The following is a 25,647-nucleotide window of genomic DNA, read 5'->3' on the forward strand; positions in this document are numbered from 1 at the left end:
GGTACCCCCGACAGTTTCTCGCCCGTTTCCTTAAATCAGCTCAGGCCGCCCGGTTCGGCACCGCGAGCGATCGGGGCGCGCACCAGGTTGCCCCACTCCGTCCAGGAGCCGTCATAGTTGCGAACCTGCGGGTAGCCGAGCAGGTGGTGCAGTACGAACCAGGTGTGCGACGACCGCTCGCCGATCCGGCAGTACGCGATGACGTCGTCCGCCGGCTCCAGGCCCAGCTCGTCCCGGTAGATCTTGATCAGCTCGTCATGCGGCTTGAAACTGCCGTCATCGTTCGCCGCCGACTTCCACGGCTTGCTGACCGCGCCCGGGATGTGCCCGCCGCGCAGCGCGCCCTCCTGCGGGTACGCCTCCATGTGCGTCAGCTCACCGGTGTACTCCTGCGGCGACCGGACGTCGACCAGCGGTCGCCCGCTGGCGATGTGCCCCATCACCTGGTCACGAAAGGCCCGGATCTCGGCGTCGTTGCGAACCGGCACCGGGTACTCCGCCTTCGGCCGGACGGTCTTGTCCCGGGTCAGCTCGCGTCCCTCAGCCGCCCACTTCTGCCGGCCACCGTCGAGCAGCCGGACATCGCGGTGCCCGAAGAGGCTGAAGACCCAGAGCGCGTACGCCGCCCACCAGTTGAAGTTGTCGCCGTAGAACACGATCGTGTCGTCGCGACCGATGCCCTTCGCCTCGCACATCGCGGCGAAGGCGGCCGGGTCCAGGTAGTCGCGGGTGATCTGGTCGTTGAGCTCGAGGTGCCAGTCCACCTTGACCGCACCCGGAATGTGGCCGGTGTCGTAGAGCAACACGTCCTCATCCGATTCGACGACGACCAGGCCGGGCGTCTCGAGGTTCGCGGCGAGCCACTCGGTGGTGACCAGTTTGTCGGGGTGCGCGTACGCCTGAAGCGCCTGCGCCGGATCGTTCGGAACGGACATGACTGTCACGCTAGCTCTTTCTACTCGCCGATCGGGGCCAGCACCGGCCGCTTCGCCCTGATCAGATCACCGGACGACTGGCCGCGGAGATGCCGTCCCACCCACGGGGCCAGATGCTCACGCGCCCACTTCAGGTCGGCGCTGCGGGCCAGGCGCCACGGGGTGGGCTGCGGTGCCGGCGGGACCAGCATCCAGTCCTCCTCCACACCGACGCCCAGCGCGTTCAGCACGTGCCCGGCGACCCGGCGATGTCCCAACTCGGACAGGTGCAGCCGATCGTCGCTCCACATGATGCGGTGCCGGAACGCCCGGTCGGCGAAGAGATCGATCAGGTGCGCTCCCTGCCGGGCGGCGATGTCCCGGATCCCGTCGTTGAGCAGCCCGGCCCGCGGGGCGATCATCCGCTGCCCGCCCGGGATGTGAGCCGCCACGTCGGCGAATCGGAAGACGACCACGTCCGCACCCATCCCGCGGATCTGCTCGATGGCACGCTCGGCACGGCGGAGGAGTCCGGCCACGTCCGCCCTGGGACGCAGGATGTCGTTGCCGCCGGCCGCGAAACTCACCAGGTCGGGCCGCATGGCCAGGGTCGGCTCGAGTTGCTCGGTGAGCACCTGGTCCAGCAGCCGGCCGCGAACCGCGAGATTCGCATACCCGAAGTCGGGTCCGGACTCGACGGCGAGGCGGGTGGCGACCAGGTCGGCCCAGCCCCGGAAGCTCCCGTCCGGATATTCGTCGCACATGCCCTCGGTGAAGCTGTCACCCATCGCCACGAAGCTGCGCCAGGCCATGACGCCCCCTAACGTCTGTTCAGCTTGGTTGCCTGGTCAGTTTTCCACCGGACGGGGAGCGAACGTAACGTGATGATGGCGACACGGAGATAACCGGATGCGTTTCGTCGTACCCCCTCCCTAGGCTCGTTGCCATGCTGCTTCGGATGTCCACCTTGCTGCTCAAGACCTTGCGTGAGGAGCCGGCGGACGCGGAGGTGCCGAGTCACCGGCTCCTCCTGCGCGCCGGGTTCATCCGTCGCGCCGCACCGGGCGGCTACACCTGGCTTCCGCTCGGCAAGCTCGTGCTGGACCGGGTCACCGACGTGGTCCGGGAGGAGATGGCAGCCGCCGGCGGGCAGGAGGTCTCCTTCCCCGCGCTGCTGCCCCGCGAGCCCTACGAGACCACCGGCCGCTGGACGGAGTATGGAGACGACATCTTCACCCTCCAGGACCGGCGCGGTGCCGACCATCTGCTCGCGCCCACCCACGAGGAGATGTTCGCCCTGCTCGTGCAGGACCTGACCAGCTCCTATCGCGACTTCCCGCTGCTGCTGTTCCAGGTACAGACCAAGTTCCGCGACGAGGCCCGGCCGCGCGGCGGCCTGCTGCGGGGCCGCGAGTTCCTGATGAAGGACGCCTACTCCTTCGACCTCTCCGAGGCCGGCCTCACCGAGGCCTATGGGCGGATGCGCCTCGCCTACCAGCGGATCTTCGAGCGGCTGGGCCTGACGCACACGATCGTCTCCGCGGTGTCGGGCGCGATGGGCGGCTCCGCCTCCGAGGAGTTCCTGGCCGCCGCCGAGGTGGGCGAGGACACCTTCGTCGGCTGCACGGCCTGCGACTACGCGGCCAATACCGAGGCGGTCGTCACACCCGCCCCGGCCGGCCTGCCGGCGGCCGCGCCGGACCTGGAGGTGCACGACACTCCGGACACGCCGACCATCGCCTCACTTGTGGAGTTCGCCAACGCCCGGGCGCTCGGCGGGCGCACCGACTGGACCGCCGCGGACACGCTGAAAAACGTCGTGGTGACCGTGCACCACCCGGGTGGCAAGGATGAGTTGCTGGCAATCGGCGTGCCCGGCGACCGCGAGGTGGACCTCAAGCGGCTGAACGCCGTGCTGGCACCGGCCACCGCCACCCTCTTCGACGACTTCGAGTCCCGCCCTGACCTGGTGAAGGGCTACATCGGGCCGCAAGGCATCAAGATCCGCTATCGGGCCGATCCGCGCGTCGCCCCCGGCACCGCCTGGCTCACCGGCGCCAACGAGCCGGGCCGCCACGCCACAAACGTGGTCGCCGGCCGCGACTTCACTCCGGACGACACCATCGAGGCCGCCGATGTCCGCGCCGGCGATCCCTGCCCGAGTTGCGGGTCCGGCGCGCTCACCATCCGCCGCGGCATCGAGATCGGGCACATCTTCCAGCTCGGCCGGCGCTACACGGATGCCTTCGCGGTGGACGTCCTGGGTGCGGACGGCAAACCGGTGCGGCCCACCATGGGCTGCTACGGGATCGGCGTCTCCCGGGCCGTGGCGGCGATCGCCGAGCAGCATCACGACGAGCGCGGCCTGATCTGGCCCGCCTCGGTCGCCCCGGCGGACGTGCACATCGTCGCCGCGGGCCGCGACGGCCAGGTCGAAGCCGCCCTCCAGCTCGGCGCCACCCTGGCGCGCGCCGGCGTCCGCGTGCTGGTCGACGACCGGCCGAACGTGTCGGCCGGCGTCAAATTCACCGATGCCGAGCTGATCGGCATCCCACGCAGCGTCGTGGTCGGCCGCCGCCTGGCCGAGGGCTACGCCGAGTTGCGCGACCGCCGCGACGGCACGCGCCAGGAATTGCCCCTTGTGGACATCGCGGGTGTAATCACGACGGAGGTCGGGTAACCGTGTCACAACGCCGTTGGAGGAGTAGGGGCATGGTGAGGCTGGTCGCTGACGCGATGACCCGGCAGGTCGTCTATCTGCCGGAGGACACCCCGCTGGATGAGGCCGCCCAGGCCATGCGTGACCAGGGTATCGGCGACGTGGTGGTGACGCGCGGCCCCACCATGGCCGGCATCGTGACGGATCGCGACATCGTCGTTCGCGCGGTAGCCGAGGGCCTGGCCCCAGCCACCACCATGCTCGGCGCGATCGCCAGCCGCGAGCTGATCATGATCGAGCAGAGCGCGACCGTCGAGGAGGCGGTCCAGGCGATGCGCGACCGCGGCGTCCGCCGTCTGCTGGTCTGCGACGCAGACCGCAAGGTCGTCGGCATCATCAGCCTCAGCGACGTCGCGCTGCTGCCCACTTCCGCCGCCGCATAACCTTTCCGGTACGCGTCAACCGCGTCCCCAGACGCAGCCACGGGGTACCGCCCTGCCCGCGATCGGGCACCCCCAGCGGCCGAAGCGCGTCCGCCGGGCCCATGCAACGCCCCAGCCGCGACCTGGCCACCCACCAGCAGCTACAACGCGTCCCCCGGACCGATGCAGCGGCCCACGGCCCGGCCACCCACCAACAGCCCAACGCGTCCACCGGCCCCATACAACGCCCGGCCCGCGACCCGGCCACCCACCAATTAGCCGCAGCGCCTCCGCCGAGCCGTGCAACCGCCCCGCCCGCGACCCGGGCCACCCACCAGCAGCCCAACGCGTCCATCGGCCATGCCGCCGCCCGCGGCCCGGCCACCCGCCAACAGCCGCAGCGCCTCCGCCAGGCCCATGCAACCGCCCTGCCCGCCACCCGGGCCACCCACCAACAACAACCCAACGCGTCAACCGGGCCCCGCGCCCCGCACATCTCGCCCGCACAGCCGGCCTTGAACGCGACGCCGCCCTCCCCGCCTGCACGTGATCGGCAATGGCGGAGGCGGCCGCGTAGGGTCGGATCTGTGAGTGACATGCCGCCGAAGCTGGCCGAGATCGTCGACGAGTTCGCTTCCGCACCGCGGGAGGTGGTGCTCGAGATGTTGCTGGAGTTCGCCGACGCCGTGCCGCCGCTGCCGGCGGAGCTCGCCGGGCACGAGGGCATGGAGCAGGTTCCGGAGTGCCAGACGCCGTTCTTCCTGAAGGCGGTCGTGCAGCCCGACCGGACCGTGGTCGCCCACTTCGACTGCCCGCCGGAGGCGCCGACCACCCGTGCTTTCGCCGGCATCCTGGCTGAAGGGCTGGCGGAGGCCACCGCGGAGGAGATCCTGGCCGTGCCGGATGATCTCTATGCCCGGATGGGACTGGCCAAGACGATCAGCCCGCTGCGGGTGCGTGGCGGTACGGCGATCCTGGCCCGGTTGAAGCGTCAGGTCGCGGAACAGAAAGCGGAGTGACGTGGACATTCAGGTGTGGTCGGACGTGGTGTGCCCGTGGTGCTACATCGGTAAGCGCCGGCTGGAGAAGGCTCTGGAGGAGTTCGACGGCACCGCGACCGTGACCTACCGGGCGTACCAGCTGAATCCCGCCCCGGTGCCCGAACCGCTGCCGCTCAAGGAGGCGATGGCGGCGAAGTTCGGCGGGCCGGCGCAGGCTGAGCAGATGTTCGCCCAGGTGACCGCGATCGCCGCCACCGACGGGCTGACCCTCGACTTCGACAGTGCGATCGCGGCGAATACGTTCGCGGCGCACCGGCTGATCGCCTGGGGCGCCACGCTGGAACGGCAGGCGGACGTGCTGGACGCCCTACAGCGAGCGCACTTCACCGACGGGATCGACATCGGTTCGATCCCGGCCCTCGCCGGCGTGGCCGCGTCGATCGGACTGGACGAGGCCGACGCCAGGGCCTACCTGGAGTCGGAGGCCGGCACGACCGCGGTGCAGACCGACCTGAACGAGGCTAGGGAGCTCGGCATCACCAGCGTTCCGACCTTCGTGGTCGACGGGAAGTACGCGATCCAGGGCGCTCAGGAGCCGAGCACCCTGCTGGCCGCATTCGAGGAGATCGCTCGCCGGTAAGCCGTCGAAGCCGGTCGATGACGTTTCACGTGGAACAACATCGACGCTTGTCGTCAGGCTACTTCGCGGGCAAGCCCTTCGATCACTTCGGCGCCGGGTAGCGCACCGAGCGCGGGCCCGGCAATGACGATCTTGCTGTTCCGGAGGCCGGACCCGATCACCACGTGCGGAGCGGCGACGACGCGCGAGTCGACCAGTACGGGCCACAACGCCGGGAGCCCGATCGGCGTGATGCCCCCGTATTCCATCGCGGTCAACGACACGGCCTCGTCCATCGGGGCGAAACTCGCCTTGCGCGCGTCCAGGTGACGACGGACCAGCCCGTTCACGTCGGCGCGGGTGGTCGCCAGGACCACGCAGGCGGCGTACTTCGTGACGTCACCGCGGCGACCGGCCACGATCACGCAGTTCGCCGACTCGGTGAGCGCCACCCCGTACGCCTCACAGAAGGCAGCCGTGTCAGCCAGCTCCGGATCGATCGGCGCCACCAGGACCTGGTCGGCGTCGATCGGCGCGTCGACCGGCCAGACCGCCAGCGCCTTGGCCACCGGCGGTGCGAGCAGATCGAGACGTGACTGAGCGGATTCGGTCTCCAGGCTTCCCATCATGTCCGCCATCCTCGCCCAACCGGTGGATCACGACACATCGGGGGAGCAATACCACCATCAGCTCGCCAAGTCCTCAGATTTCGACGGATCATGCCGACCGTCAGAGTTTGTGGAGGACCGTCGAAGTGCACGTATCGGGACCGTCAGTGGTCTCGCGCTTCTGACCGGTGCCACCGCGCTGGTCGCCGTCGCGGGCGGGCACCGCTCGATATTCGCGACCCTGCTTCTCGGCCTGCTCGCGGTCGGCATGTCGCACGCTCTCGTCGTCGAGATCCAGCGCCAGGCCCGGCGACGGTCACCCGGTGGCTGGGGCCGGCACGACACCGTGAACACGGTGCTGCTGGCGTGCTGGTCGGCGAGCGCCACCGCCCTGGTGCCGCTCGCGTCGCTCCCGGTACGCATCCTCGGGCTCCTGCTGGCCGCCGGTTACGCCACCTGCTGCGCCTATTTCGTCGTGGAGCGCCGTCGCTCGGTCGCCACGCCGGTGCTGCCGCTCCCGGCACCCGCCGCCGAGCCGTCGGTCGCCAATTTGTCGGTGACCACTCCGTCGGTCACCGACTCGACCCCGTCGGCGTGACCGTCGGCCAGGGTCGGTAGCACCACCATCAGCGGTGGGACCGGCACTCCGTTGGTCTCGATCGGTAGCTCAGGGACCGGCAGCCAGTCCACCCCAAGCGGCTCAGGCCCGAATCCGTCATCCTGGCCGGCCCGTGGCTCGCCATCGGCAACCGTCACCGCGAAGACCGACGTCATGCCCGATGGATACGGCATCTCGAGCACGTAGCGAGCCTCGCTGACCACCAGCCCGGTCTCCTCGAAGACCTCACGCCGCAACGCTTCCTCGGCCGTCTCACCGGGGTGCAGCCCGCCACCCGGCAGAGTCCACCACTCACCGCCACCGGATCGTCGGCTGCGCTCGTGCACCATCAGCACACGGCCGTCTCGCACGATCACGGCAGCGGCCCGTCTTCGTTCGCTCACGCCACGCAGGCTAACTGCCGGAACTGTGCCGCGCAGGCACCGTTCATTCCTCTGTGGATAACCTCGGCACTGCCAGAACGGGCAAATGCGTATCTACGTCTTCGGAACGGTGACCAGCAAATATGTACGTTCGGCGAGCAATTCACGGGTCAGGTGTACCCCTGTTTGCCCGGCCAGGAACCCCAGGGCCGCTGCCGTGGGATCCGTCACTGTCGTATCCCCGACCAGACCAGCCGCCCGCAGCGCGGGCTGAAACTCCGCGGATCGGCTCCCACCGGCCTCGTTCGGTGTGCGGAAGTCGTAGTCCAGGACGAGATCCTCGTCCCGCAGCACCAGCAGCCTGCCACGGCCCGTGCCGGCGCTGCGGTACACCAGCACCGTCCCGTCAGTGGATAGCCGGCTCACGACCTTCTGAGTGACCCCGAGGGAGCCGTTGTCCTCGACGATCAGGGACCAGTCGCCGACCCGGGCCACTCCGATGAAGAACCGGTCCGCACCGGCCCGCTCACCGTCTCCGCCGCTGACCAGCCGCAGCCACTCCACCCGCTCCAGCTCGGTGCCGCCCAGCCGCTCGATCACCTCAACCGGGGTCCGCCCGCGGACCAGGGTGAAGCAGAAGCCGCTCGCGATAGCCGGGTCGAGCGCCGGCCAGCGGTAGTCCGGAGCGGCACTCCTGGACGGGCTCGTGGACGGCCCGGCCGCACCCGACGTGGAGCACCCGGCCATACCGGCAAGCGCGATCAGAAGGAGGGCGGAGCGGCGTTTCACCGAGCCAGTAGATCAAAGAATTGGGCCCGAGATCGCAGCCCGCCCGGGAAGAGACGAAGCCCTCGGACAGGGTGAGCCCGACCGCTATCGCGTACGCCGGTCGACGTTCACGGGTGGCCAGGTCCGCACGCCGTCAATCTTCCTGGGCGACTGGATCTTCAGGGCCGCGGTGATGCCGACGACGATCAGCGTGGGCACCAGCATCCAGAACAGAATGGAGTCCTCGCGACCGTTGTTCGCCAGTACCACGACCAACAGAATCGACGCCGTCAGAAGGCCTGTGGACCACCTGACGTAGAAGCGCCGGGAATGCGGGCGCGGTGCCGGCTCGTCGGTGGCCGTCACGCCCGGATTCCGGGCAACCCACTGTTGAGCGACCTCGACCGGAACATCGGGTATGCGCAACTCGCCGAACCGGGTGCGATACGGCAGGCGCTTCGGCATCCCATGGCTTTGCACCAGTGCCAGAATGTGAATGGAAAGCGCCGCTCCCAACGCCATCAGAAATCCTGGCAGCGACAGGCTCGCGTCCGTGTGGAAGTAGACCCACCACGCCGTCAGTGAGACAAGGGCGGCCGGCAGCGACCACGGCGCGAGTCGAATCGCTCGCCGAACGCTTCTTGCGCTGCGCGCGTCCAGGGGAAGCCGCTGCAACGGCCGCAGCTTGACGAACCGCCACTGGCTCAGTGGCACCTCGACCCACTCCGGATCGGCCGCGCCATCGGTGATAGCCAGCGGTGGGATCTGCAGGCCGGCTATCAAGTCCGCCGGAACGACGAGATCGGTTCGCTTCACCATCGACCTGCGCCTGTCCTGTCACCCCGAGAAAATGATCTACAAGCTAACGCGACACCGGCGTCGACACCATCGTCCGGCCAGCGGCTTTCGCCGGCACGCGGCATCGTAGAGCACATGACCGATGAGATGACCGCTCAGGCCCGCGCCATCCTCGCCACCAACCGGTACGCGGTACTCGGCACCGCCACCCCCGCCGGCGAACCCTGGGTGAGCCCCGTCTACTTCGTCAATCTGGGCCTCAGCACCCTGCTCTGGCTCTCCCGCCCATCCGCACGACACTCGGAACTGATCGCCGAAAACCACCAGATCGCCGTCACCGTCTTCGACTCAACCGTCCCGATGGGCGGCGCCACCGCCTTCTACGCCCGCGCCACCGCCGGACTCTGCCCGGACAACGACCTCGCCACCCAGCTTGAGGCGTTCTCCACGCAGTCGGTCGCCGAGGGCTTCCCCGCCTGGCGCCTGGATCAGGTCACCGGCGACGCCGCCCTCCGCCTCTACCGCGCCGAAATCACCGAGGCCTGGTTCCTCCCCGCCGAAGAAGGCCCCGAACGCCGCATCCAAATCCTTCTATAACCCAATTTGGTACGCACAGACGCCCGCTCAAGGGAGTAATGGCGCCCGGAGAACACGGCATCGCTGGCCCGCAGGCTACGGAGCTGGAATCGCGAAAGATGGAAGCCGCACCGTGAACGAGGCCGCCGGGCGGGCCGACGCGGACCAGATGATCTTGGTCGCGCGTTTCGGCTGGTGAGAAGCTTAGGAAGTGGAGCCCAGGGGACTTGAACCCCTAACCCCCGCCTTGCAAAGGCGGTGCTCTGCCAGTTGAGCTAGGGCCCCCGGAACCGACTCAGCGAAGGTCGGGAGCAGTGGTCGCCTCGTGCCAAAGCGCACGCTCATCGCTGGAGGCCTTGACCTTCTTCACGACCAGAAAAGCCGCACCGGCAACACCGGCAACGATCAGGAGTTTCTTCAGCATTTAAGAGCTTCCCTCCCTCACTGGCACCAGTGCAAAGAGCGCGAGCGGGCGCGTCCAGCGCAACCATCGCACCGCGGGGTTTCCGGGGGCTCGGCCCCCGGAGCAGGCATAACGAGCGATCCAAGGTCCGCGCTTTCCGCGGACACAGGACCCCATCGCTCGTGGGGCTAGCTGGAATCGAACCAGCGACCTCAGAGTTATCAGCTCTGCGCTCTAACCGACTGAGCTATAGCCCCTCAACTGCGGTAGGAACGTTACCGCATCGGGTTGCGAGCCTCCAAAGCGGGGGTGGCTCGCAACCCGGCGGCGTCGCCTAATCGCGCTCGGCGAGGGTGAGCTCAATTCCGCCGACCAGGTCGGCGCAAACGTTGTAGATGAACGCCCCGAGGGTGGCCAGCGCGGTGAAGAGCACCACGTTGACCGCCCCGATCAGCATCGATGTGCCGATGACGCCCCAGGCGGTGATCCGGAACGAGCCGCCTGAACTGCCCTCCGTACCGCCGCTGGCGGTCACCAGGTCCTTCAGGCTGCTGTTGACCGAGTTCCACACACCCATGGTGTCCAGCGCCAGATAGAGCACCGACGTCGCGACGACCACCACGATGAAGAGCACGATCGAGACGGCGAACGAGAACTTCATCACGGACCACGGGTCGATCCGCTTGAGGTTCAGCCGCGCCCGCCGGGGGCCACGCGCCGCAGCGGACGTGACCGTGGTGCGGGCGGAGCGAACCGCCTCCGAGACACGGGCTGTCCCGACCGTGGCCGAGCCCGCCGGAGCCGCCGAACCGGTCCGCTGCTTCGCGGCGGCTCCGGAGGCGGTGGCGGGCGCCGCACCCTGCGCGGGTCGCGGCGGTGCGCTCTGGCCGGTGGCCGGCGTCCCACTCCCGGTACGCGCCGCCGAGGCTCCCGGCGCGGCGCCCTTGCCCTTGGTGACGACCGGCACGGCGGCCGATCCCTTCACCGGGGCACCCGGACGTTTCGCCTCAGCAGCGCCGTCGGTGCCGGCAGCCGGCTCACCGGGCGGCGGAGCCATCCCGGGCGCCCTGGTGAACTTCGGCGGGGACGGGGCTTCGGCGGGGACAGCGGCGCGCCCTGGGGTCTCACGACCGTTCGAGGCGGCGCCGTCTTTCTTCGCCGCATCGTCCGGAGTCGCTGAGCTCCCCGGGCCCCCCGACTTCGCCTGTGTCTCCGGCATCAACTAGTCCTGTTCGTCAGGCTCGTCGGCATTGCGAGCAAGCGCCACGATGGTTACACCTTCAGGGAGGTCCATCAGCTTGACCCCCATTGTGTTCCGATCCCGCGTGCGCCGTACAGGCTTCACGGGAGTCCGGATGACACCACCATTGCTGGTGATGGCAAATAGTTCATCCTCCGGGTCGATCACCAGTGCCCCGACAAGTCCACCACGACGTTCCGTGATCTTGGCGGTCAGCACGCCCTTGCCGCCCCGGCCCTGTACCGGATACTCCTCGATCGGCGTGCGCTTCGCATACCCACCGTTGGTGGCGACCAACACATCGAGACCCTCGCGCACCACTTCGATCGCGAGGAGCTCGTCGTTCTCGCCGAACCGCATGCCGATCACACCGGACGTCGCACGCCCCATCGGACGCAGCGCGTCGTCCGTGGCGTTGAACCGGATGGCCTGGGCTTTCTTGGACACCAGCAACAGGTCGTCCTCGGGTGCCACCAGGACCGCGCCCACCAACTCGTCATCCTCCCGCAGGTTGATGGCGATGATGCCACCGCTGCGGTTGGAGTCAAATTCCTCCAGGCGCGTCTTCTTCACGAGGCCATTCTTGGTGGCGAGCACAAGGTGTGGCGCGACCTGGTAATTCGGGATCTGGATAACCTGCGCGATGTGCTCGTCCGGCTGGAAGGCGAGCAGGTTGGCGACGTGCTGGCCCTTGGCGACCCGGTTCGCCTCGGGCAGCTCGTACGCCTTGGCCCGGTAGACCCGCCCCTTGTTCGTGAAGAACAGGATCCAGTCGTGGGTCGAGATGACGAAGAAGTGCGAGACGATGTCGTCCTGCCGCAGCGTGGCGCCGCTGACGCCCTTCCCGCCGCGCTTCTGCGACCGGTACATATCGACCTTGGTGCGCTTCGCATAACCGGTACGTGTGATCGTCACCACAACGTCTTCCCGGGTGATGAGGTCCTCCATGGACACTTCACCATCAAACGGGATGATCTGCGTACGCCGCTCATCACCGAACTTCTGCACGATCTCGCGAAGTTCGTCCGAGACGATCGCCCGCTGCCGCTCCGGCTTCGCGAGGATGTCCTTGAGGTCGGCGATCTCGATCTCGATCTTTCCGAGTTCGTCGAGGATCCGCTGCCGCTCCAGGGCGGCCAGCCGGCGCAGCTGCATGTCGAGGATCGCGGTCGCCTGGACCTCGTCGACGTCGAGCAGCTGCATGAGGCCCTGGCGCGAGTCCTCCACTGTGGGCGAACGCCGGATCAGGGCGATGACCTCGTCGAGCATGTCCAGCGCCTTGGCCAGACCGCGCAGGATGTGCGCGCGCTCCTCCGCCTTGCGCAGCCGGTACGCGGTACGCCGGCGGATGACCTCGATCTGGTGATCGACGTAGTAGCGGATGAACTGCGCCAGGTTCAACGTGCGCGGCACGCCGTCGACCAGCGCCAGCATGTTCGCGCCGAACGTCTCCTGCAGCTGGGTGTGCTTGTAGAGGTTGTTCAGCACGACCTTGGCGACCGCGTCGCGCTTGAGCACCAGGATCAGCCGCATACCGGTACGCCCGGACGACTCGTCCCGGATGTCCGCGATGCCGGTGAGCTTGCCTTCCTTGACCAGCTCGGCGACCCGCTCAGCCAGATTGTCCGGGTTCACCTGGTACGGCAGTTCGGTGACCACCAGGCACGGACGGCCCCGGGTGTCCTCCTCGACCTCGACCACCGCACGCATCCGGATGGATCCGCGGCCGGTGCGGTAGGCGTCCATGATCGCCGACTGACCGACGATCAGACCCTTGGTCGGGAAGTCCGGCCCCTTCACGATCTCGAGCATCGCCTCGAGCGCGGTCGCCTCGTCCGACTCGGGGTTGTCGAGCTGCCACTGGACGGCGGCCGCGATCTCCCGCAGGTTGTGCGGCGGAATCTTGGTCGCCATGCCGACCGCGATGCCCTCGGACCCGTTGACCAGCAGGTTCGGGAACCGCGCCGGAAGAATGGTGGGTTCCTTGGTACGCCCGTCGTAGTTGTCCTGCATGTCGACGGTGTCCTCGTCGATGTCCCGCAGCATCTCCATGGCGAGCGGGGACAGCTTCGACTCGGTGTACCGCATGGCGGCCGGCGGGTCGTTACCCGGCGAACCGAAGTTGCCGTTGCCGTCGATAAGCGGGTACCGCAGCGACCACGGCTGGCCCATCCGGACCAGTGCGTCGTAGATCGACGAGTCACCGTGCGGGTGGTAGTTGCCCATCACGTCGCCGACGACGCGCGCGCACTTGACGTAGCCGCGGTCGGGCCGGAACCCGGCGTCGTACATCGCGTACAGGATCTTGCGGTGGACGGGCTTCAGGCCGTCACGGACGTCGGGCAGCGCCCGGCCCACGATGACGCTCATCGCGTAGTCGAGGTACGAACGCTGCATCTCGACCTCGAGGCCGACCGGCTCGACCCGCTGGGTCACACCGCCGCCGGCGTCGGGTGTCTCGGCGCCGTCCGGGGGTTCTGGAGTGTCAGTCACTATTAACCCTTACTCAAGGTGAATCCAGACAAGTATCGCCAAAAGGCCCATACCGCTGTGGATAACGTTGTGGAAAGGACTAGCACGCTGTGGATACGGCGGCCCGGATCAGATATCCAGGAACCGAACATCCTTCGCATTGCGTTGGATGAACGACCGCCGAGCCTCGACGTCCTCGCCCATCAACACGCTGAACAGCTCGTCCGCCACAGCGGCGTCGTCCAGCGTCACCTGACGCAGCGTGCGCGTGTCCGGGTTCATCGTGGTGTCCCACAGCTCATGGAAGTTCATCTCGCCGAGACCCTTGAACCGCTGGATGTCGTCCGGCTTCGCGTTCGGCTTCTTCTGCTGGCGCAGCGCGATCAGGCCGTCCCGCTCCCGGTCCGAGTACGCGTACTGAGCGTCGTCACCGCGCTTGTTCCACTTGAGCTTGTACAGCGGCGGCGAGGCCAGATAGACGTGCCCCTGCTCGACCAGCGGCCGCATGAAGCGGAACAGCAGGGTGAGCAGCAGCGTCTGGATGTGCTGGCCGTCCACGTCGGCGTCGGCCATCAGGATGATCTTGTGGTAGCGCAGCTTCGAGATGTCGAACTCGTCGTGGATGCCGGTGCCCATCGCCGTGATCAGCGCCTGGACCTCGTTGTTCTTCAGCACCCGGTCGATCCGGGCCTTCTCCACGTTGAGGATCTTGCCGCGGATCGGCAGGATCGCCTGGATCCGGCTCTCCCGGCCGGACTTCGCCGAACCACCGGCCGAGTCACCCTCGACGATGAACAGCTCGGTCTCACGCGGGTCGGTGGACTGGCAGTCGGCCAGCTTGCCCGGCATCGAACCGGACTCCAGCAGCGACTTCCGCCGGGCCAGCTTGCGCGCCTGCTGCGCGGCGATCCGGGCCCGCGCGGCCTGCGAGGCCTTGGTGATGATGGTCTTCGCGTCGGCCGGGTTGCGGTCGAACCAGTCGGCCAGCTGCTCGTTGCAGACCTTCTGCACGAAGCCCTTCATGTCGGTGTTACCGAGCTTCGTCTTGGTCTGGCCCTCGAACTGCGGGTTGGCCAGGGTGACCGAGATGATCGCGGCGAGGCCCTCGCGGATGTCCTCGCCGGAGAGCTTCTCGTCGCTCTTCAGGAACTTCTTCTCGGTGCCGTACCGGTTCACGATGCTGGTCAGCGCGGCGCGGAAGCCCTCTTCGTGGGTACCGCCCTCGTGCGTGTTGATCCGGTTCGCGAAGGTGTAGACCGACTCGCCGTACGACTCGTTCCACTGCATGGCGATTTCGACCGCCATGCCCTCCTCGGGAGCCTCGGCGCCGAACTCGACCACCGTCTTGTGGATGGCACTCTTGGTGGCGTTGAGGTGCCGGACGAAGTCCGAGATGCCGCCCGCGTACATGAACGAGATCTGGCGCGGCTCACCGTTCTCGTCGGCCGACACCGGCCGCTCGTCGGTGAAGTTGATGGTCAGACCCCGGTTGAGGAACGCCATCTCCTGAAGCCGGCGGTAGATCGTCTGAAAGTCGAACTCGATCGTCTCGAAGACGTCGGGGTCCGGCCAGAACTGCACGGTCGAGCCGGTCTTGTCGGTGCTCTCGCCCTTCACCAGCTCGGCCGGCTTGGAGGCGTTGTACTTCTGCCGCCAGACGAACCCGTCCTTGTGGATTTCCACGGCCATCCGGGAGGAGAGCGCGTTCACCACCGAGACGCCGACGCCGTGCAGACCGCCGGAGACCTTGTAGGCCTGCCCGTCGAACTTGCCGCCCGCGTGCAGCACGGTCAGCGCGACCTCGACACCCGGCTTCTTCAGCTTCGGGTGGAGGTCGACCGGGAAACCACGCCCGTTGTCGGTGACCGAGACCCCTCCGTTGGCGAAGAGGATCACGTCGATGGTGTCGCAGTAGCCGGCCAGCGCCTCGTCGACAGCGTTGTCCACAACCTCCCAGACCAGGTGGTGCAGGCCCCGCTCTCCGGTGGAACCGATGTACATACCTGGACGCTTGCGGACCGCCTCGAGGCCTTCGAGCACGGTGATCGATCCGGCACCGTATTCCTGCTGTTTCTCTGCCACCCTCGGCCACTTTCTCGCACCGGGCCGCGGAGGGCCCCGCACGGGGTTGGCGGGCAAACCGGCAGCAGCCGGGCACGCACGAGGCCAGAGATGACACCGCGGGAAGAAGCGGACCACCGGTGGAACCGTGCGCGCCGGTCGCCGCGGACAGCCCGCGGATCGTGATCGGCTGGAAAAACCGCACAGCGTGACGATGTTGCACTGCGTACACGAAGGGGCACGCCCGCCACCGCAAAGCACAGTTTTCCCGGTCGCTGTCGATTCTACTCCGCCGGAGCGAGTTGGCGAGGGTGCGGCACCCCTTCCGGGTGCCTGAGAGTCCCGTAGCGGGATTTGGGGCGCTACCCACGTGTTCCCCTACACGGAACTACCCGCCACCGCAACGACAAGCGCTTCGGCTGTCTCGCCAGTCGGGCGCGCCTGCGATGCGCGACCGGCACGCACTGCGACACTGCTCGACAACCGCCCGCGCCGGTGTCGTAACCTCGCCCGCGGGCCGTGATGGCCGGGAGACGTCATTAATGGGGTTGCATCGGTTTTCCGCCGCGGGAAAACCCTGCCAGGTCGAGTGAGGGGTGGGTCCGCCGATGGCGCACGACAAGGGCCTGGACAACGTCGCGGTGCACTGGCCGCGGACCAATCAGTACTACGACCCGGTGGCTCCCGCCGAGTTCGTCGACTTCGGAACGATCGCCGACCGCCCCGAGATCGCCGCGCCCACCGGTGCGCTCGCCCTGCACATCGCCAAGACCGGGACGGTGCGCGCGACCGCCTACACCGAACTGGTCGACCTCCTGCTGGGCCTGGAGGGCGTGCTCTACGCGACCGACGCGGCCGCCGAGGACGAGGATCCGGTGATCGACCCGGACGGCTGCGCGTGGATCGCCGGCGGCCTGGAACGCTTCGTCGAGGGCCACGAGAAGTTCGGTGACCTGGTCACCTTCGACACCGTCGCGGAGGTCATGCGGACCGCGATCGCCGGCGGCCGCCTGGCCGAGCAGCAGCTGCGCTGGCTCGACCACCGGCTCGCCGCGTTGCGCGACGACGCCGGCAACGCGCCGCACTGGAGCTTCGCTCGTACCGAGCTCGCCGTCCTGGCCGGCTTCTACCGCCGCTGCGCGGAACGCGGTTTCGCGATCTTCGCCGATTACTGACCTATTCGGTACGCCTTGACGGCCGTCCCGCCGAATCCACGCCGTCCCCTGGTTCCCGCGCGACCGCCTGCCCGCTCACGGCCGCAACGCGGCCGCCGGGAAGACTCATCACCCAAGCCAGGCCGCCGGTCACCGCCAGCAGGATGAGCCCGGATCCGGACCAGAAGACCAACGATCGGTACGCGGAGACGCGCTCGGCGCGCTCCCGGTGGCCGATCCCGGCGGACACCACCTCGTCGCCACCACACCGGCCGCCCTGGTCGAAGCGATATCCACAGGCCGCCGCCTCCTCCGATGTGGGCAGCGTCACGTGCTCCGGGCCGGCGGCGACCACACACGAACAGGCCCAGGCCGGCTCCGCCGCCGCAATCGGTAACGGTGCCAGCACCAAGAGCAACAGGATCAGCAAGCGGCGGAGGCTCATGCTCCTTAAGACGCCTGAGACGGCGAATAAGTTTCAGCCGTAGGTGTCGCGCGGCCCGCGGCCCTGCACCCGGCGGGGTCCCCGGCTCCACGAGGGCGCCGCCGGCCCGTGGATGTTGAGCCGCTTGACGACGTTGTGCCCCACCTCGGCAGCGATCTTCTTCAGCAGCGTGGCGGCCAGCAGCCGGAGCTGGGTGGCCCAGGCCGTGGACTCCGCCTCGACGGTCAGCACGCCGCTGTCCAGCTTGATCGGCCGGCTGTGTGCCGCGATGTCCGGGCCGACCACCTTCTCCCACGAGCCGAAGACGGTGGCCTCGGCCTTCGGCTTCTCCCAGCCGCGTGCCTTCATCAGGCGGTCCAGCACCGCGCCGAAAAGCTGAGGATCCCGGGGATCCGGCCCGGGACCGGAATAGCCGCGCAGGCGCTTCTCGCCGCCGCCACCGGTGCGCCGCCGGGGTTTGCGGGCCGCTTCCCGCCGCCGCGCCAGGGCCGCGTCGAGCACGGCCCGGGCAAGGTCCGGCCCGGCGAGATCGCCCGACCCCTCCACAGCCTGTGGATTACTTCCGCCGGACGAGGCATCGCCCTCAGACGCCGCTCCTGGGCGTACCGACTCCCGACCCTGCCCCGAGGGTGCGGCCGGACCCGTTGATCCGCTCACGGGCCGCTGAGGCCGCCGCGCGGTGCCGTCATCAGGATCAGACACGGGTCACCGACCCGGTAGTGACGTCGAACCGGGCGCCACGCAGTGCCGCCGGCACATCCTCGGGTACCGCACAGGTCACCAGCAGCTGGGCGGCATCGGACACCAGGGCGGCGAGCCGGTCCCGGCGGCCGGAGTCCAGCTCGGCGAAGACGTCGTCGAGAACCAGCACCGGTTCGATCCCCTCCGAACGCAACAGGTCGTACGCGGCCAGCCGCAGAGCCAGCGCGAACGACCAGGACTCGCCGTGGCTCGCGTACCCCTTGGCGGGCAGATCGCCGAGCGTGAGCGACAGGTCGTCACGGTGCGGGCCGACCAGGGTGGTGCCGCGCTCGATCTCCGCGGTCCGGCGCTCCTGCAGCGAGTCCAGCAGGGCCGCCTCCAGCGCCGGTCGTTCCGCGGGCAGCGACTCGCCCAGCCGGGAGGAGTACGCGATGGCCGCCGCACCCCGTCCGGCCGCGACCGCGTCGTAGGCCTTGGTCAGGTGCGGCCCGAGCGCGGAGGCCAGCTCCAGCCGGCCGGCCAGCAGTTCCGCGCCGTGATGGGCCAGATGCTGATCCCACACCATCAAGGTCGACAGGTCCTGACCGCGGGAGCCGCCGACCTTGCGGGTCAGGTACGCCGTCCGCAGCAGGGCGTTGCGTTGCTTCACCACCCGGTCGTAGTCGGCACGCACCCCGGCGTACCGCGGCTGGCGGGCGACCAGCAGGTCGTCGAGGTAGCGGCGGCGTTCCGACGGGTCACCGCGGACCAGCTCCAGGTCCTCGGGGGCGAAGAGCACCATCCGCAGGGCGCCGAGCACCTCGCGCGGCCGGCGTACCGGCGACCGGTTGAGCCGGGCCCGGTTCGCCTTGCCCGGGACGATCTCGAGCTCGACCAGCAACTGGCGTCCATCGTGGACGACCGCGCACCGGATCACCGCCGAGCTCGCGCCGGCCCGGACCAGCGGGGCGTCGGTGGCCACCCGATGACTGTCCAGAGTGGCCACGTACCCGATCGCCTCGATGAGGTTGGTCTTGCCCATGCCGTTCTGGCCGACCAGCACGGACACGCCGGGGTCGAGATCCACGGCCACTCGCTCGTAGGAGCGGAAGTCGGTGAGCTCGACCCGGCGTACGTGCATCTCAGCGCTTGACGGCGTGGCCGCCGAACTGCTGGCGCAGAGCGGCGACGGCCTTCATGGCGGGCGAGTCGTCCTGGCGCGACTGGAAGCGGGCGAACAGTGAGGCGGCGATGACGTGAGCCGGCACGGCGAGACGCACAGCCTCGTCGACGGTCCAGCGGCCCTCACCGGTGTCGTCCGCGTAACCCTTCAACGCCTCCAGCTCCGGGTCCTCGTCGAGGGCCCGGTCGAGCAGGTCGAGAAGCCAGGACTTGACGACGCTGCCCTCACGCCAGCTCTTGATCACAGCGGGCACGTCGTTGATGTACTCGGACGCCTTGAGGATCTCGTAGCCCTCGGCGTAGGCGTGCATCAACCCGTACTCGATGCCGTTGTGCACCATCTTCGCGTAGTGGCCGGCGCCGTGCGTGCCGGCGTGCGCGAAGCCGAACTCGCCGGCCGGCTTGAGTGCCTCGAAGATCGGCTTGCAGTGCTCGACGTCCGGGGCGTCGCCGCCGACCATGAGCGCGTAGCCGTTCTGCTTGCCCCAGACACCGCCGGAGACGCCGACGTCGAGGTACTTGATGCCCTTGACCGCCAGACGTTCGGCACGCGGGGCGTCGTCGGTGAACTTGGAGTTCCCGCCGTCGATGATGATGTCGCCCGCGGACAGCACCTCGGCGAGCTGGTCGATCGTGTCTTCGGTGATCTTGCCGGACGGCACCATGGTCCAGACGACCCGCGGCGCGGCCAGCTTTTCGGCCAACTCGGCCAGGCTGGCAGCGTCGCTTACATCCAGGTTCTGGTCGAATCCGACAACTTCGTGCCCAGCAGCACGCAGGCGTTCCCGCATGTTGCCACCCATTCGGCCGAGACCGATCAGGCCGAGTTGCATGGTGATCTCCCTAGATGAGCGATTGGTTCAAGCTCAGTATCAGCGAGTGACCCGGATCGGCATGATCAGATAGCGGTAACCCGGGATGATTTCGCCACTTTCGCCGGCGGGGGAGATCACAGCGGGCTTGAACGCGTCGACGAACGAGAGCACCGCGGTCGGTGCGCCCAGGTTCTGCAGGCCGTCGATCAGGTACTGCGGGTTGAAGCCGATGGTGAGCGGCTCACCGGTGAAAGCGGCCTCCATCGCCTCACTGGCGCGCGCCTCCTCGGTGGTGCCGGCCTCCACCACCAGGCCGTCCTCGCTGAAGCTCAGGAGCACCGGAGTGGTGCGCTCGGCGACCAGCGCGACCCGGCGGACCACCTCGACCAACGCGGAGACGGACACCCGGGCCTCGGCGTTGTGCGAGGCCGGGAAGAGTGAACGCACCGGCGGGTAGTTGGCGCCGTCCAGCAGACGGCTGGTGGTCCGGCGGGTCCCACCGGCGAAACCGATCATGCCTTCACCGGCGCTGCCCTGCGCCAGGGCCAGGGTGACCGAGCCGCCGATCGGGCCCAGCGCCTTGGCGGTGTCGTTCAGAGTCTTCGCCGGCACCAGTGCGTTCAGGCTGATATCCGGGTCGTCCGGGTTCCACTCGATCTCGCGCATCGCCAGCCTGTACCGGTCGGTGGCGAGCATGGCCATCGTCGAACCGTTCAGCTCCAGACGGACACCGGTCATCATCGGCAGCGTCTCGTCGCGGCCGGCCGCGATCGCGACCTGGGCCACCGCGGCGGCGAAGACCGCCGCCTCGACCGTGCCGGCACTGGACGGCATGTCCGGGAGCGTCGGGTAGTCCTCGACCGGCATGGTCGGCAGCGTGAACCGGGCGCTGCCGCACACCAGCTCGAGATGCGCACCGACCGCGGCGATGTCGACCGGCTTGCCGGGAAGTGCCTTGGTGATCTCGGCGAGCAGGCGGCCGGAGACCAGCGCCGCGCCGTCCGCGTCGGCCTGCACCTCGACGGTCACCTGGCTGGAGACCTCGTAGTCGAAACCCGAGACCTGCAACCGGCCGTCGGTGACTCGCAGCAGGACGCCGGCGAGCACCGGAACCGAGGGCCGGCTGGGCAGGCTCTTGGCTGTCCAGGCCACGGCGTCGGCGAGTGCGTCTCGCTCCACCCGGAACTTCATGCTGTCCTCCGCGATGCTTCTTCTACAGGGGCGTGGACCCCACTGAACTCTATGGCTCCGGCGGTATTCGTGCGCGCCCGACCCCGGTGCTGTGGAGACGGGCGGAAGAGGCCCGGCCGGTCCTACCGGCTTCCGGCCCTGCTTCTGGTGCTGATGTTCCCGGACCCGCTTCGAGCCGCAGGCCGCCCATCCACACCTTCCACAACGCTGATGATTGGTTTTTGTTTTCTTAGAAGAGATATCTAGTCGTCTTCATCGGTGCTGTGCATAGTGTGGAGAACTTGCGTTTCCGCTGGTGAGAGGGTTATCCACCGGTGATTCACATGTGGGCAACCGGGGTATAAACCCGGGTCTGCGTCCACAGTTGCCGACGTGACGGACGTTGTCCACCGTTGTCCACCGGCTATCCACCGGATATCCACGGGGTTTGTCCCCTGGCCTGTGTAAAACGTTGGGACGCTACCGGCTCGTCGTCCCCAGATCCTTCAACAGGTAATCCACACTCCCCCACAAGCGGTGGACAGAGATGTAACCGTCCGTGTCTGTCCACATCGATTTCCCCAGGGTTAGTCCACATCTGTGGGGTTGGGTGTCAGCAGTTGTCCACCGACTGGGGAGAAAGGCTGTGGATGCCTGTGGATTGGTGTGGACAACGTTGGCACGAAACTGTCACGTCGCGACGTTGACAAATCGATGCAGACCACCCTCGCGGGCAGACATTGATGATTGGCAATTCGAGCGCTGAGCAGCCAGGATCTGGGTACAACCTGTGGACAAGGCGGTGCAAAGCCGGTGGATAACCCGTGTGTGCCGGACAAAGTTCCTGTTCACGGCGTTGCGCGTCTGATCCGTCGCGCCTGTGGGTAGCGGGCGGCCCGTGTCGTCCGCTGTGAATGTGGACAGCGGCTTGGTTCCGAGTGACTCGGTGCGTCGGACCGAGCGGTGCGATGGACAGTGGCCCTGTGGACGGGGCCTGCCCTCATCTCCGTTTGGATCGGTGGGGCTCTCTTGCCCAGGCGTCTTGCGTCGGCTCGATACCGGGCGTCCGTGTCTCCCTGGCCAGCAGATTCTCGATGATCACGTCGAGACCAACGGCGGGATCATCGGCATGAGGTTGCCTGTGGACAACAGCGGCTGGCGTGGCGGCTCAACGCGACTTGCGGGGGCATGGATCGCCCGCCGCGGCTGTGGGTGGCGTTGCCGCCTGCATGGGCCCGGCGGTCGCGGTGCGGCCGCGAGTGGGCTGCCGGCTCGCGCGGGAGAGCGGGGACGGCCCGTTTTTCGGGGACGGTCTGGGCGCGTACCCCGAAAATGCGGAAGCGGGAAGCTGACCTCGAGCCCGCATGGTGTTCAGGCGGAACGGCCGGGAGGGTGCCTGCGTGCGCTACCGGATGGCGGTTGTCGCCGGGAGGCGCCGGGCTTACCCCTTCAGGTGTTCTGCTTGATGCGGTTGGTGAGTTCGGCGATCTGGTTGTACAGCGAGCGGCGCTCGGCCATGTGTTGGCGGATCTTGCGGTCCGCGTGCATGACCGTGGTGTGGTCGCGGCCGCCGAAGGCCTGTCCGATGCGCGGTAGCGAGAGGTCGGTGAGTTCGCGGCAGAGGTACATGGCGACCTGGCGGGCGTTGACCAGGACCCGGCTGCGCGAGTGGCCGCGGAGGTCTTCCAGGCTGACGCCGAAGTAGTCGGCGGTGGAGACCATGATCTGGTCAGCGGTGATCTCCGGGCCGGCGCCGTCGGGCATGAAGTCGCGGAGGACTTCCTCGGCGACCGAGAGCTGCACCGGGGAACGGGTGAGGCTGGCGAAGGCGGTCACCCGGATGAGGGCGCCCTCGAGTTCGCGGATCGAGTTGGAGACCCGGCTCGCGATGAATTCGAGGACGTCGTCGGGGGCGTACATGCGCTCCTGCGCTGCCTTCTTCTGAAGGATCGCGATACGCGTCTCCAGGTCCGGCGGCTGGATGTCGGCGAGCAGGCCCCACTCGAAGCGGGTACGCATCCGGTCTTCCAGCGTGGCCAGCTGGCGCGGGGAGCGGTCCGAGCTGATCACGATCTGCTTGTTGGCGTTGTGCAGGGTGTTGAAGGTGTGGAAGAACTCCTCCTGCGTCCGCTCGCGGTTCTCCAGGAACTGGATGTCGTCGATCAGCAGGATGTCGACGTCGCGGTAGCGGCGCTGGAACGCCTGGGTCTTGTCGTCCCGCAGGCTGTTGATGAAATCGTTGGTGAACTCCTCGGTCGACACGTAGCGGACCGAGCGCGCGTGGCCCAGGGTGGTGGCGTAGTGGCCGATCGCGTGCAGGAGGTGGGTCTTGCCCAGCCCGGAGCTGCCGTAGATGAAGAGTGGGTTGTACGCCTTCGCCGGCGACTCCGCGACCGCCACCGCGGCGGCGTGCGCGAAGCGGTTGGACGAGCCGATGACGAATGTCTCGAACATGTACTTCGGGTTGAGCCGGTTGCCGTCGTTGCCGCCGGGCCGCGGTGTGGTGCCGGGGCCGCGCAGGTCGATCGGCGGGCGCCCGGGGCCGTTGTCGCCACGGGTGGGCATCGGCTCGTCACGGCGGTCCGAGAGCATGCCCTGGCGGTCATCCGGATGACGCTGGTTCTCCCGTAACTGCGCCTGGTCGGCTGCCATCCGATGGCCGACCGTGTCGTTCTGCGGCTCCGGACCCTTCTCACCCGCGCGGGTGGTCGCCGGGCGGTTCAACGGCGGGGGCGGCGGAACCTGCTGCGGCTGCGGCTGCGGCATCGGGTCGGCGAAGAGCGCTTCCTGGCCGTCGCGGGAGGTGGGCACACCCCGCGAATACGACGGAGGAGGACCCGAGTGCTGTGCGGAGCCGGTGGGGTACGGCTCCGGCATGTGCGCGGCCGGCCGCTGCTGACCCGGATAGCCGGGCAGCTCGGTTTGGTAGGGCCCGGGGTCGGCATAGCGGGGCGGCTCGGCGTAGTGACGGGGCTGCGAGTCCATCGGTGCCGCACCGGAGTCGGTGGGCTTTCCGTAGACGGTGCCGGGCACACCCGAGCCGTCCTCCGGAGGACGGACCGTGACCGCCACCTGTATGGGGCGGTTCAGTCGCCGGCTGAGTGCCTCGGTGATCGCCGGGCGCATCCGGGACTCGATGACGTCACGGGTGAATGCGTCCGGAACTGATAACAGGGCGGTGTCCTCGACGATTGCCCGTAACCGGACCAGCTGAAGGTAGGCGCGCTGCTGCGGCGAGGCGATCTCGTCGGACAACTCGCCCAGAGTTGCCCGCCACACCTCGCTCAGGTCGACCTGATCGGCCACCGCCGCGCCACCCCCATCGCCACCGACCCCCGGTGGGCCTTGTGTCCGGCCTTCCGCCTGTGCCTGTCGGCGCCCATGCAGGCACCGAACGGCCCCAACCCAGCACAGTTAACGTGCTGAACACGCACGGCGCCACCGGCTATCCACAGGTTATCCACAACCTGTGGTGTTGCCGGTGACCGCTCCCGGCCGGATTGGTCGGCAGATTTACCGGAGCCTGTAGTGGCGCGGGCTGAAAACAGGCTCACCGTGGCGAACGATCCACCTGCTTGTCCGGTTTTGGCCGCCGCTTCGCGGTGTGCGAACGGCCGGTGAGACCAGCAACCGCGCACGCTAACAGCGGTGACAGGTGGACTACAACCGCCTGCTCGACCATCCATTGCCCGTCAGCGGGAAAAGATTCACTTTGTGCATGGAAAGACCAGGTAGCGGTCGCCGGTGTCCGCCTGTCGGCGTGCCGACCAAGGATATGGTTGACCGCCTCAGGCGCTCTCCGTAGGGTTGGGCGGTTGCTCCGCCGCGCTCTGCTAAAGTGGCGTCTTGCAGCGGATGCCCCCCTGGACGTAGTACGAAGCGGAGTTTTGACGTGAGCAAGCGCACCTACCAGCCGAACAACCGCCGGCGCGCCAAGACCCACGGCTTCCGGCTGCGCATGCGCACCCGTGCCGGTCGCGCCATCCTGTCTGCCCGCCGTGGCAAGGGCCGCGACAAGCTGTCGGCCTGAGCCGACGGTTAGTCGGGCCGGAATGCCCAGGTAGTCGTGCTGGCCGCGGTGCAACGACTGCGGCGTAGCGCGGACTTCGCCGCAGCGATTCGTGGTGGCCGTAGGGCCGGTCGCGGAACCCTGGTCGTTCACCTGCTTATAGACGAGCCGGCGCACGCCTCCACGGCGCGCGCCGGCTTCGTCGTGTCCAAAGCGGTCGGCAACGCGGTGACTCGCAACAAGGTCCGGCGGCGCCTTCGCCATCTGGTCCGGCCGTTGTTGGATGATCTTCCTGCCGGGACGTCGCTGGTGGTTCGGGCGTTGCCGCCGGCCGCTGATGCGTCGTACGCCACACTCGGCACCGACCTGGAGGGGGCACTGGCGGCAGCACGTCGGCCCCGGCGGCCGCGATGAGCGTCGCTGCCCGGATCCTGACGGCGGCCGTCGTCGCGTACCGTCGATACTTGAGTCCGGCGCTGCCGGCCCGCTGTCGGTTCTACCCCTCGTGCAGTGCGTACGCCCAGGAGGCGTTGGCGCGGCACGGTGCGATACGGGGTACGGGCCTGGCGATCTGGCGGCTCCTTCGTTGCCACCCTTTCCACCCTGGCGGGTACGACCCGGTGCCTGACCCGATCCGTCACCGCCCTGCCGATGTGACTGGAGCTTAGA

Annotated in this window: 25 protein-coding genes, 2 tRNA genes and 1 pseudogene; 10 read left to right on the forward strand and 18 right to left on the reverse strand. The window is 68.2% G+C overall.

Annotated features, from left to right (window positions below):
• Window positions 1-35 precede the first annotated feature (35 nt).
• Together I4J89_RS03600 and I4J89_RS03605 are read right to left on the reverse strand one after the other, a co-directional pair.
• On the reverse strand, window positions 36-935 hold the full coding sequence (locus I4J89_RS03600) for a sulfurtransferase (protein WP_196412368.1): 900 nt from the start codon (window positions 933-935) through the stop codon (window positions 36-38).
• Between the two features lie 20 nt (window positions 936-955).
• Window positions 956-1,726 (reverse strand): SGNH/GDSL hydrolase family protein, encoded by a 771-nt coding sequence (locus I4J89_RS03605; RefSeq protein ID WP_196412369.1) that lies wholly within the window; start codon window positions 1,724-1,726, stop codon window positions 956-958.
• A gap of 134 nt (window positions 1,727-1,860) precedes the next feature.
• Here I4J89_RS03605 and I4J89_RS03610 point away from each other — a divergent pair, with 134 nt between their 5' ends.
• The 4 genes from I4J89_RS03610 to I4J89_RS03625 all read left to right on the forward strand — a co-directional run bounded on the left by I4J89_RS03610 (window position 1,861) and on the right by I4J89_RS03625 (window position 5,636).
• On the forward strand, window positions 1,861-3,594 hold the full coding sequence (locus tag I4J89_RS03610; protein ID WP_196412370.1) for a proline--tRNA ligase: 1,734 nt from the start codon (window positions 1,861-1,863) through the stop codon (window positions 3,592-3,594).
• 32 nt (window positions 3,595-3,626) lie between these two features.
• Window positions 3,627-4,016: a CBS domain-containing protein gene (locus I4J89_RS03615; RefSeq protein WP_196412371.1), complete on the forward strand. Its 390-nt coding sequence runs from the start codon at window positions 3,627-3,629 to the stop codon at window positions 4,014-4,016.
• A 566-nt stretch (window positions 4,017-4,582) separates the two neighbouring features.
• Window positions 4,583-5,014: a SufE family protein gene (locus tag I4J89_RS03620; RefSeq protein WP_196412372.1), complete on the forward strand. Its 432-nt coding sequence runs from the start codon at window positions 4,583-4,585 to the stop codon at window positions 5,012-5,014.
• Between the two features lies 1 nt (window position 5,015).
• Complete coding sequence (locus I4J89_RS03625) at window positions 5,016-5,636, forward strand: DsbA family oxidoreductase (RefSeq protein WP_196412373.1); 621 nt, start codon at window positions 5,016-5,018, stop codon at window positions 5,634-5,636.
• A 53-nt stretch (window positions 5,637-5,689) separates the two neighbouring features.
• Here the strand turns inward: I4J89_RS03625 and I4J89_RS03630 are convergent, their stop codons facing one another.
• Complete coding sequence (locus I4J89_RS03630) at window positions 5,690-6,241, reverse strand: YbaK/EbsC family protein (RefSeq protein WP_196412775.1); 552 nt, start codon at window positions 6,239-6,241, stop codon at window positions 5,690-5,692.
• Between the two features lie 112 nt (window positions 6,242-6,353).
• Here I4J89_RS03630 and I4J89_RS49270 point away from each other — a divergent pair, with 112 nt between their 5' ends.
• Window positions 6,354-6,821 (forward strand): hypothetical protein, encoded by a 468-nt coding sequence (locus tag I4J89_RS49270; RefSeq protein ID WP_309238172.1) that lies wholly within the window; start codon window positions 6,354-6,356, stop codon window positions 6,819-6,821.
• A gap of 74 nt (window positions 6,822-6,895) precedes the next feature.
• Here I4J89_RS49270 and I4J89_RS49275 read toward each other — a convergent pair.
• The 3 genes and pseudogenes from I4J89_RS49275 to I4J89_RS03645 all read right to left on the reverse strand — a co-directional run.
• Window positions 6,896-7,225, reverse strand: a pseudogene (locus I4J89_RS49275) (NUDIX domain-containing protein); the annotation flags it as partial.
• Window positions 7,226-7,318: 93 nt separating this feature from the next.
• Complete coding sequence (locus I4J89_RS03640; RefSeq protein WP_196412375.1) at window positions 7,319-7,993, reverse strand: DUF6461 domain-containing protein; 675 nt, start codon at window positions 7,991-7,993, stop codon at window positions 7,319-7,321.
• A gap of 84 nt (window positions 7,994-8,077) precedes the next feature.
• Complete coding sequence (locus tag I4J89_RS03645) at window positions 8,078-8,791, reverse strand: hypothetical protein (protein ID WP_196412376.1); 714 nt, start codon at window positions 8,789-8,791, stop codon at window positions 8,078-8,080.
• A gap of 114 nt (window positions 8,792-8,905) precedes the next feature.
• On the opposite strand from I4J89_RS03645, the gene I4J89_RS03650 reads away from it, so the two are divergent.
• Window positions 8,906-9,367, forward strand: a complete 462-nt coding sequence (locus I4J89_RS03650) for a pyridoxamine 5'-phosphate oxidase family protein (protein WP_196412377.1) — start codon at window positions 8,906-8,908, stop codon at window positions 9,365-9,367.
• Window positions 9,368-9,558: 191 nt separating this feature from the next.
• On the opposite strand, the gene I4J89_RS03655 is transcribed toward I4J89_RS03650, so the two are convergent.
• The 6 genes from I4J89_RS03655 to gyrB form a co-directional block, all read right to left on the reverse strand.
• Window positions 9,559-9,631, reverse strand: a tRNA-Ala gene (locus I4J89_RS03655).
• Window positions 9,632-9,641: 10 nt separating this feature from the next.
• On the reverse strand, window positions 9,642-9,770 hold the full coding sequence (locus tag I4J89_RS49280; protein WP_230858311.1) for a DLW-39 family protein: 129 nt from the start codon (window positions 9,768-9,770) through the stop codon (window positions 9,642-9,644).
• 162 nt (window positions 9,771-9,932) lie between these two features.
• A tRNA-Ile gene (locus tag I4J89_RS03660) sits at window positions 9,933-10,006 on the reverse strand.
• Between the two features lie 77 nt (window positions 10,007-10,083).
• Window positions 10,084-10,968 carry a DUF3566 domain-containing protein gene (locus tag I4J89_RS03665; RefSeq protein ID WP_196412378.1) on the reverse strand — a complete coding sequence of 295 codons (885 nt, stop codon included), beginning with the start codon at window positions 10,966-10,968 and terminating at the stop codon, window positions 10,084-10,086.
• Window positions 10,969-10,971: 3 nt separating this feature from the next.
• Entirely contained in the window at window positions 10,972-13,482 is a 2,511-nt protein-coding gene (gyrA, locus tag I4J89_RS03670) for a DNA gyrase subunit A (RefSeq protein WP_196412379.1), read from the reverse strand.
• 108 nt (window positions 13,483-13,590) lie between these two features.
• A complete protein-coding gene (gene gyrB / locus I4J89_RS03675) occupies window positions 13,591-15,543 on the reverse strand; it encodes a DNA topoisomerase (ATP-hydrolyzing) subunit B (RefSeq protein WP_196412380.1) in 1,953 nt (650 codons plus the stop codon).
• A 587-nt stretch (window positions 15,544-16,130) separates the two neighbouring features.
• Here gyrB and I4J89_RS03680 point away from each other — a divergent pair.
• Window positions 16,131-16,697: a hypothetical protein gene (locus tag I4J89_RS03680; RefSeq protein WP_196412381.1), complete on the forward strand. Its 567-nt coding sequence runs from the start codon at window positions 16,131-16,133 to the stop codon at window positions 16,695-16,697.
• Window position 16,698: 1 nt separating this feature from the next.
• Here the strand turns inward: I4J89_RS03680 and I4J89_RS03685 are convergent, their stop codons facing one another.
• The 6 genes from I4J89_RS03685 to dnaA all read right to left on the reverse strand — a co-directional run bounded on the left by I4J89_RS03685 (window position 16,699) and on the right by dnaA (window position 24,275).
• Window positions 16,699-17,121 carry a hypothetical protein gene (locus I4J89_RS03685; RefSeq protein ID WP_196412382.1) on the reverse strand — a complete coding sequence of 141 codons (423 nt, stop codon included), beginning with the start codon at window positions 17,119-17,121 and terminating at the stop codon, window positions 16,699-16,701.
• Between the two features lie 33 nt (window positions 17,122-17,154).
• Window positions 17,155-17,667, reverse strand: coding sequence for a DciA family protein (locus tag I4J89_RS03690; RefSeq protein WP_196412383.1), 513 nt, complete (start codon window positions 17,665-17,667; stop codon window positions 17,155-17,157).
• 148 nt (window positions 17,668-17,815) lie between these two features.
• Window positions 17,816-18,943 carry a DNA replication/repair protein RecF gene (recF, locus tag I4J89_RS03695; protein ID WP_196412384.1) on the reverse strand — a complete coding sequence of 376 codons (1,128 nt, stop codon included), beginning with the start codon at window positions 18,941-18,943 and terminating at the stop codon, window positions 17,816-17,818.
• A gap of 1 nt (window position 18,944) precedes the next feature.
• Entirely contained in the window at window positions 18,945-19,817 is an 873-nt protein-coding gene (gene gnd, locus I4J89_RS03700) for a phosphogluconate dehydrogenase (NAD(+)-dependent, decarboxylating) (protein WP_196412385.1), read from the reverse strand.
• A 39-nt stretch (window positions 19,818-19,856) separates the two neighbouring features.
• Window positions 19,857-20,990 (reverse strand): DNA polymerase III subunit beta, encoded by a 1,134-nt coding sequence (gene dnaN / locus I4J89_RS03705; RefSeq protein WP_196412386.1) that lies wholly within the window; start codon window positions 20,988-20,990, stop codon window positions 19,857-19,859.
• 1,428 nt (window positions 20,991-22,418) lie between these two features.
• Window positions 22,419-24,275 carry a chromosomal replication initiator protein DnaA gene (dnaA, locus tag I4J89_RS03710; protein WP_196412387.1) on the reverse strand — a complete coding sequence of 619 codons (1,857 nt, stop codon included), beginning with the start codon at window positions 24,273-24,275 and terminating at the stop codon, window positions 22,419-22,421.
• Window positions 24,276-24,861: 586 nt separating this feature from the next.
• Here dnaA and rpmH point away from each other — a divergent pair.
• Genes rpmH through yidD form a run of 3 tightly spaced genes read left to right on the forward strand, consistent with a single transcriptional unit; the run spans window position 24,862 to window position 25,646 of the window.
• Entirely contained in the window at window positions 24,862-24,999 is a 138-nt protein-coding gene (gene rpmH / locus I4J89_RS03715) for a 50S ribosomal protein L34 (RefSeq protein ID WP_014695313.1), read from the forward strand.
• 36 nt (window positions 25,000-25,035) lie between these two features.
• Window positions 25,036-25,392, forward strand: coding sequence for a ribonuclease P protein component (gene rnpA / locus I4J89_RS03720; protein ID WP_196412388.1), 357 nt, complete (start codon window positions 25,036-25,038; stop codon window positions 25,390-25,392).
• Window positions 25,389-25,646, forward strand: a complete 258-nt coding sequence (yidD, locus tag I4J89_RS03725; protein ID WP_196412389.1) for a membrane protein insertion efficiency factor YidD — start codon at window positions 25,389-25,391, stop codon at window positions 25,644-25,646. The genes rnpA and yidD overlap by 4 nt, the downstream gene beginning before the upstream one ends.
• The last annotated feature ends 1 nt before the right edge of the window (window position 25,647 follow it).

The sequence above is a fragment of the Actinoplanes aureus genome (genome assembly GCF_015704865.1).
In the GTDB taxonomy this organism is placed as follows: Bacteria; Actinomycetota; Actinomycetes; order Mycobacteriales; family Micromonosporaceae; genus Actinoplanes; species Actinoplanes aureus.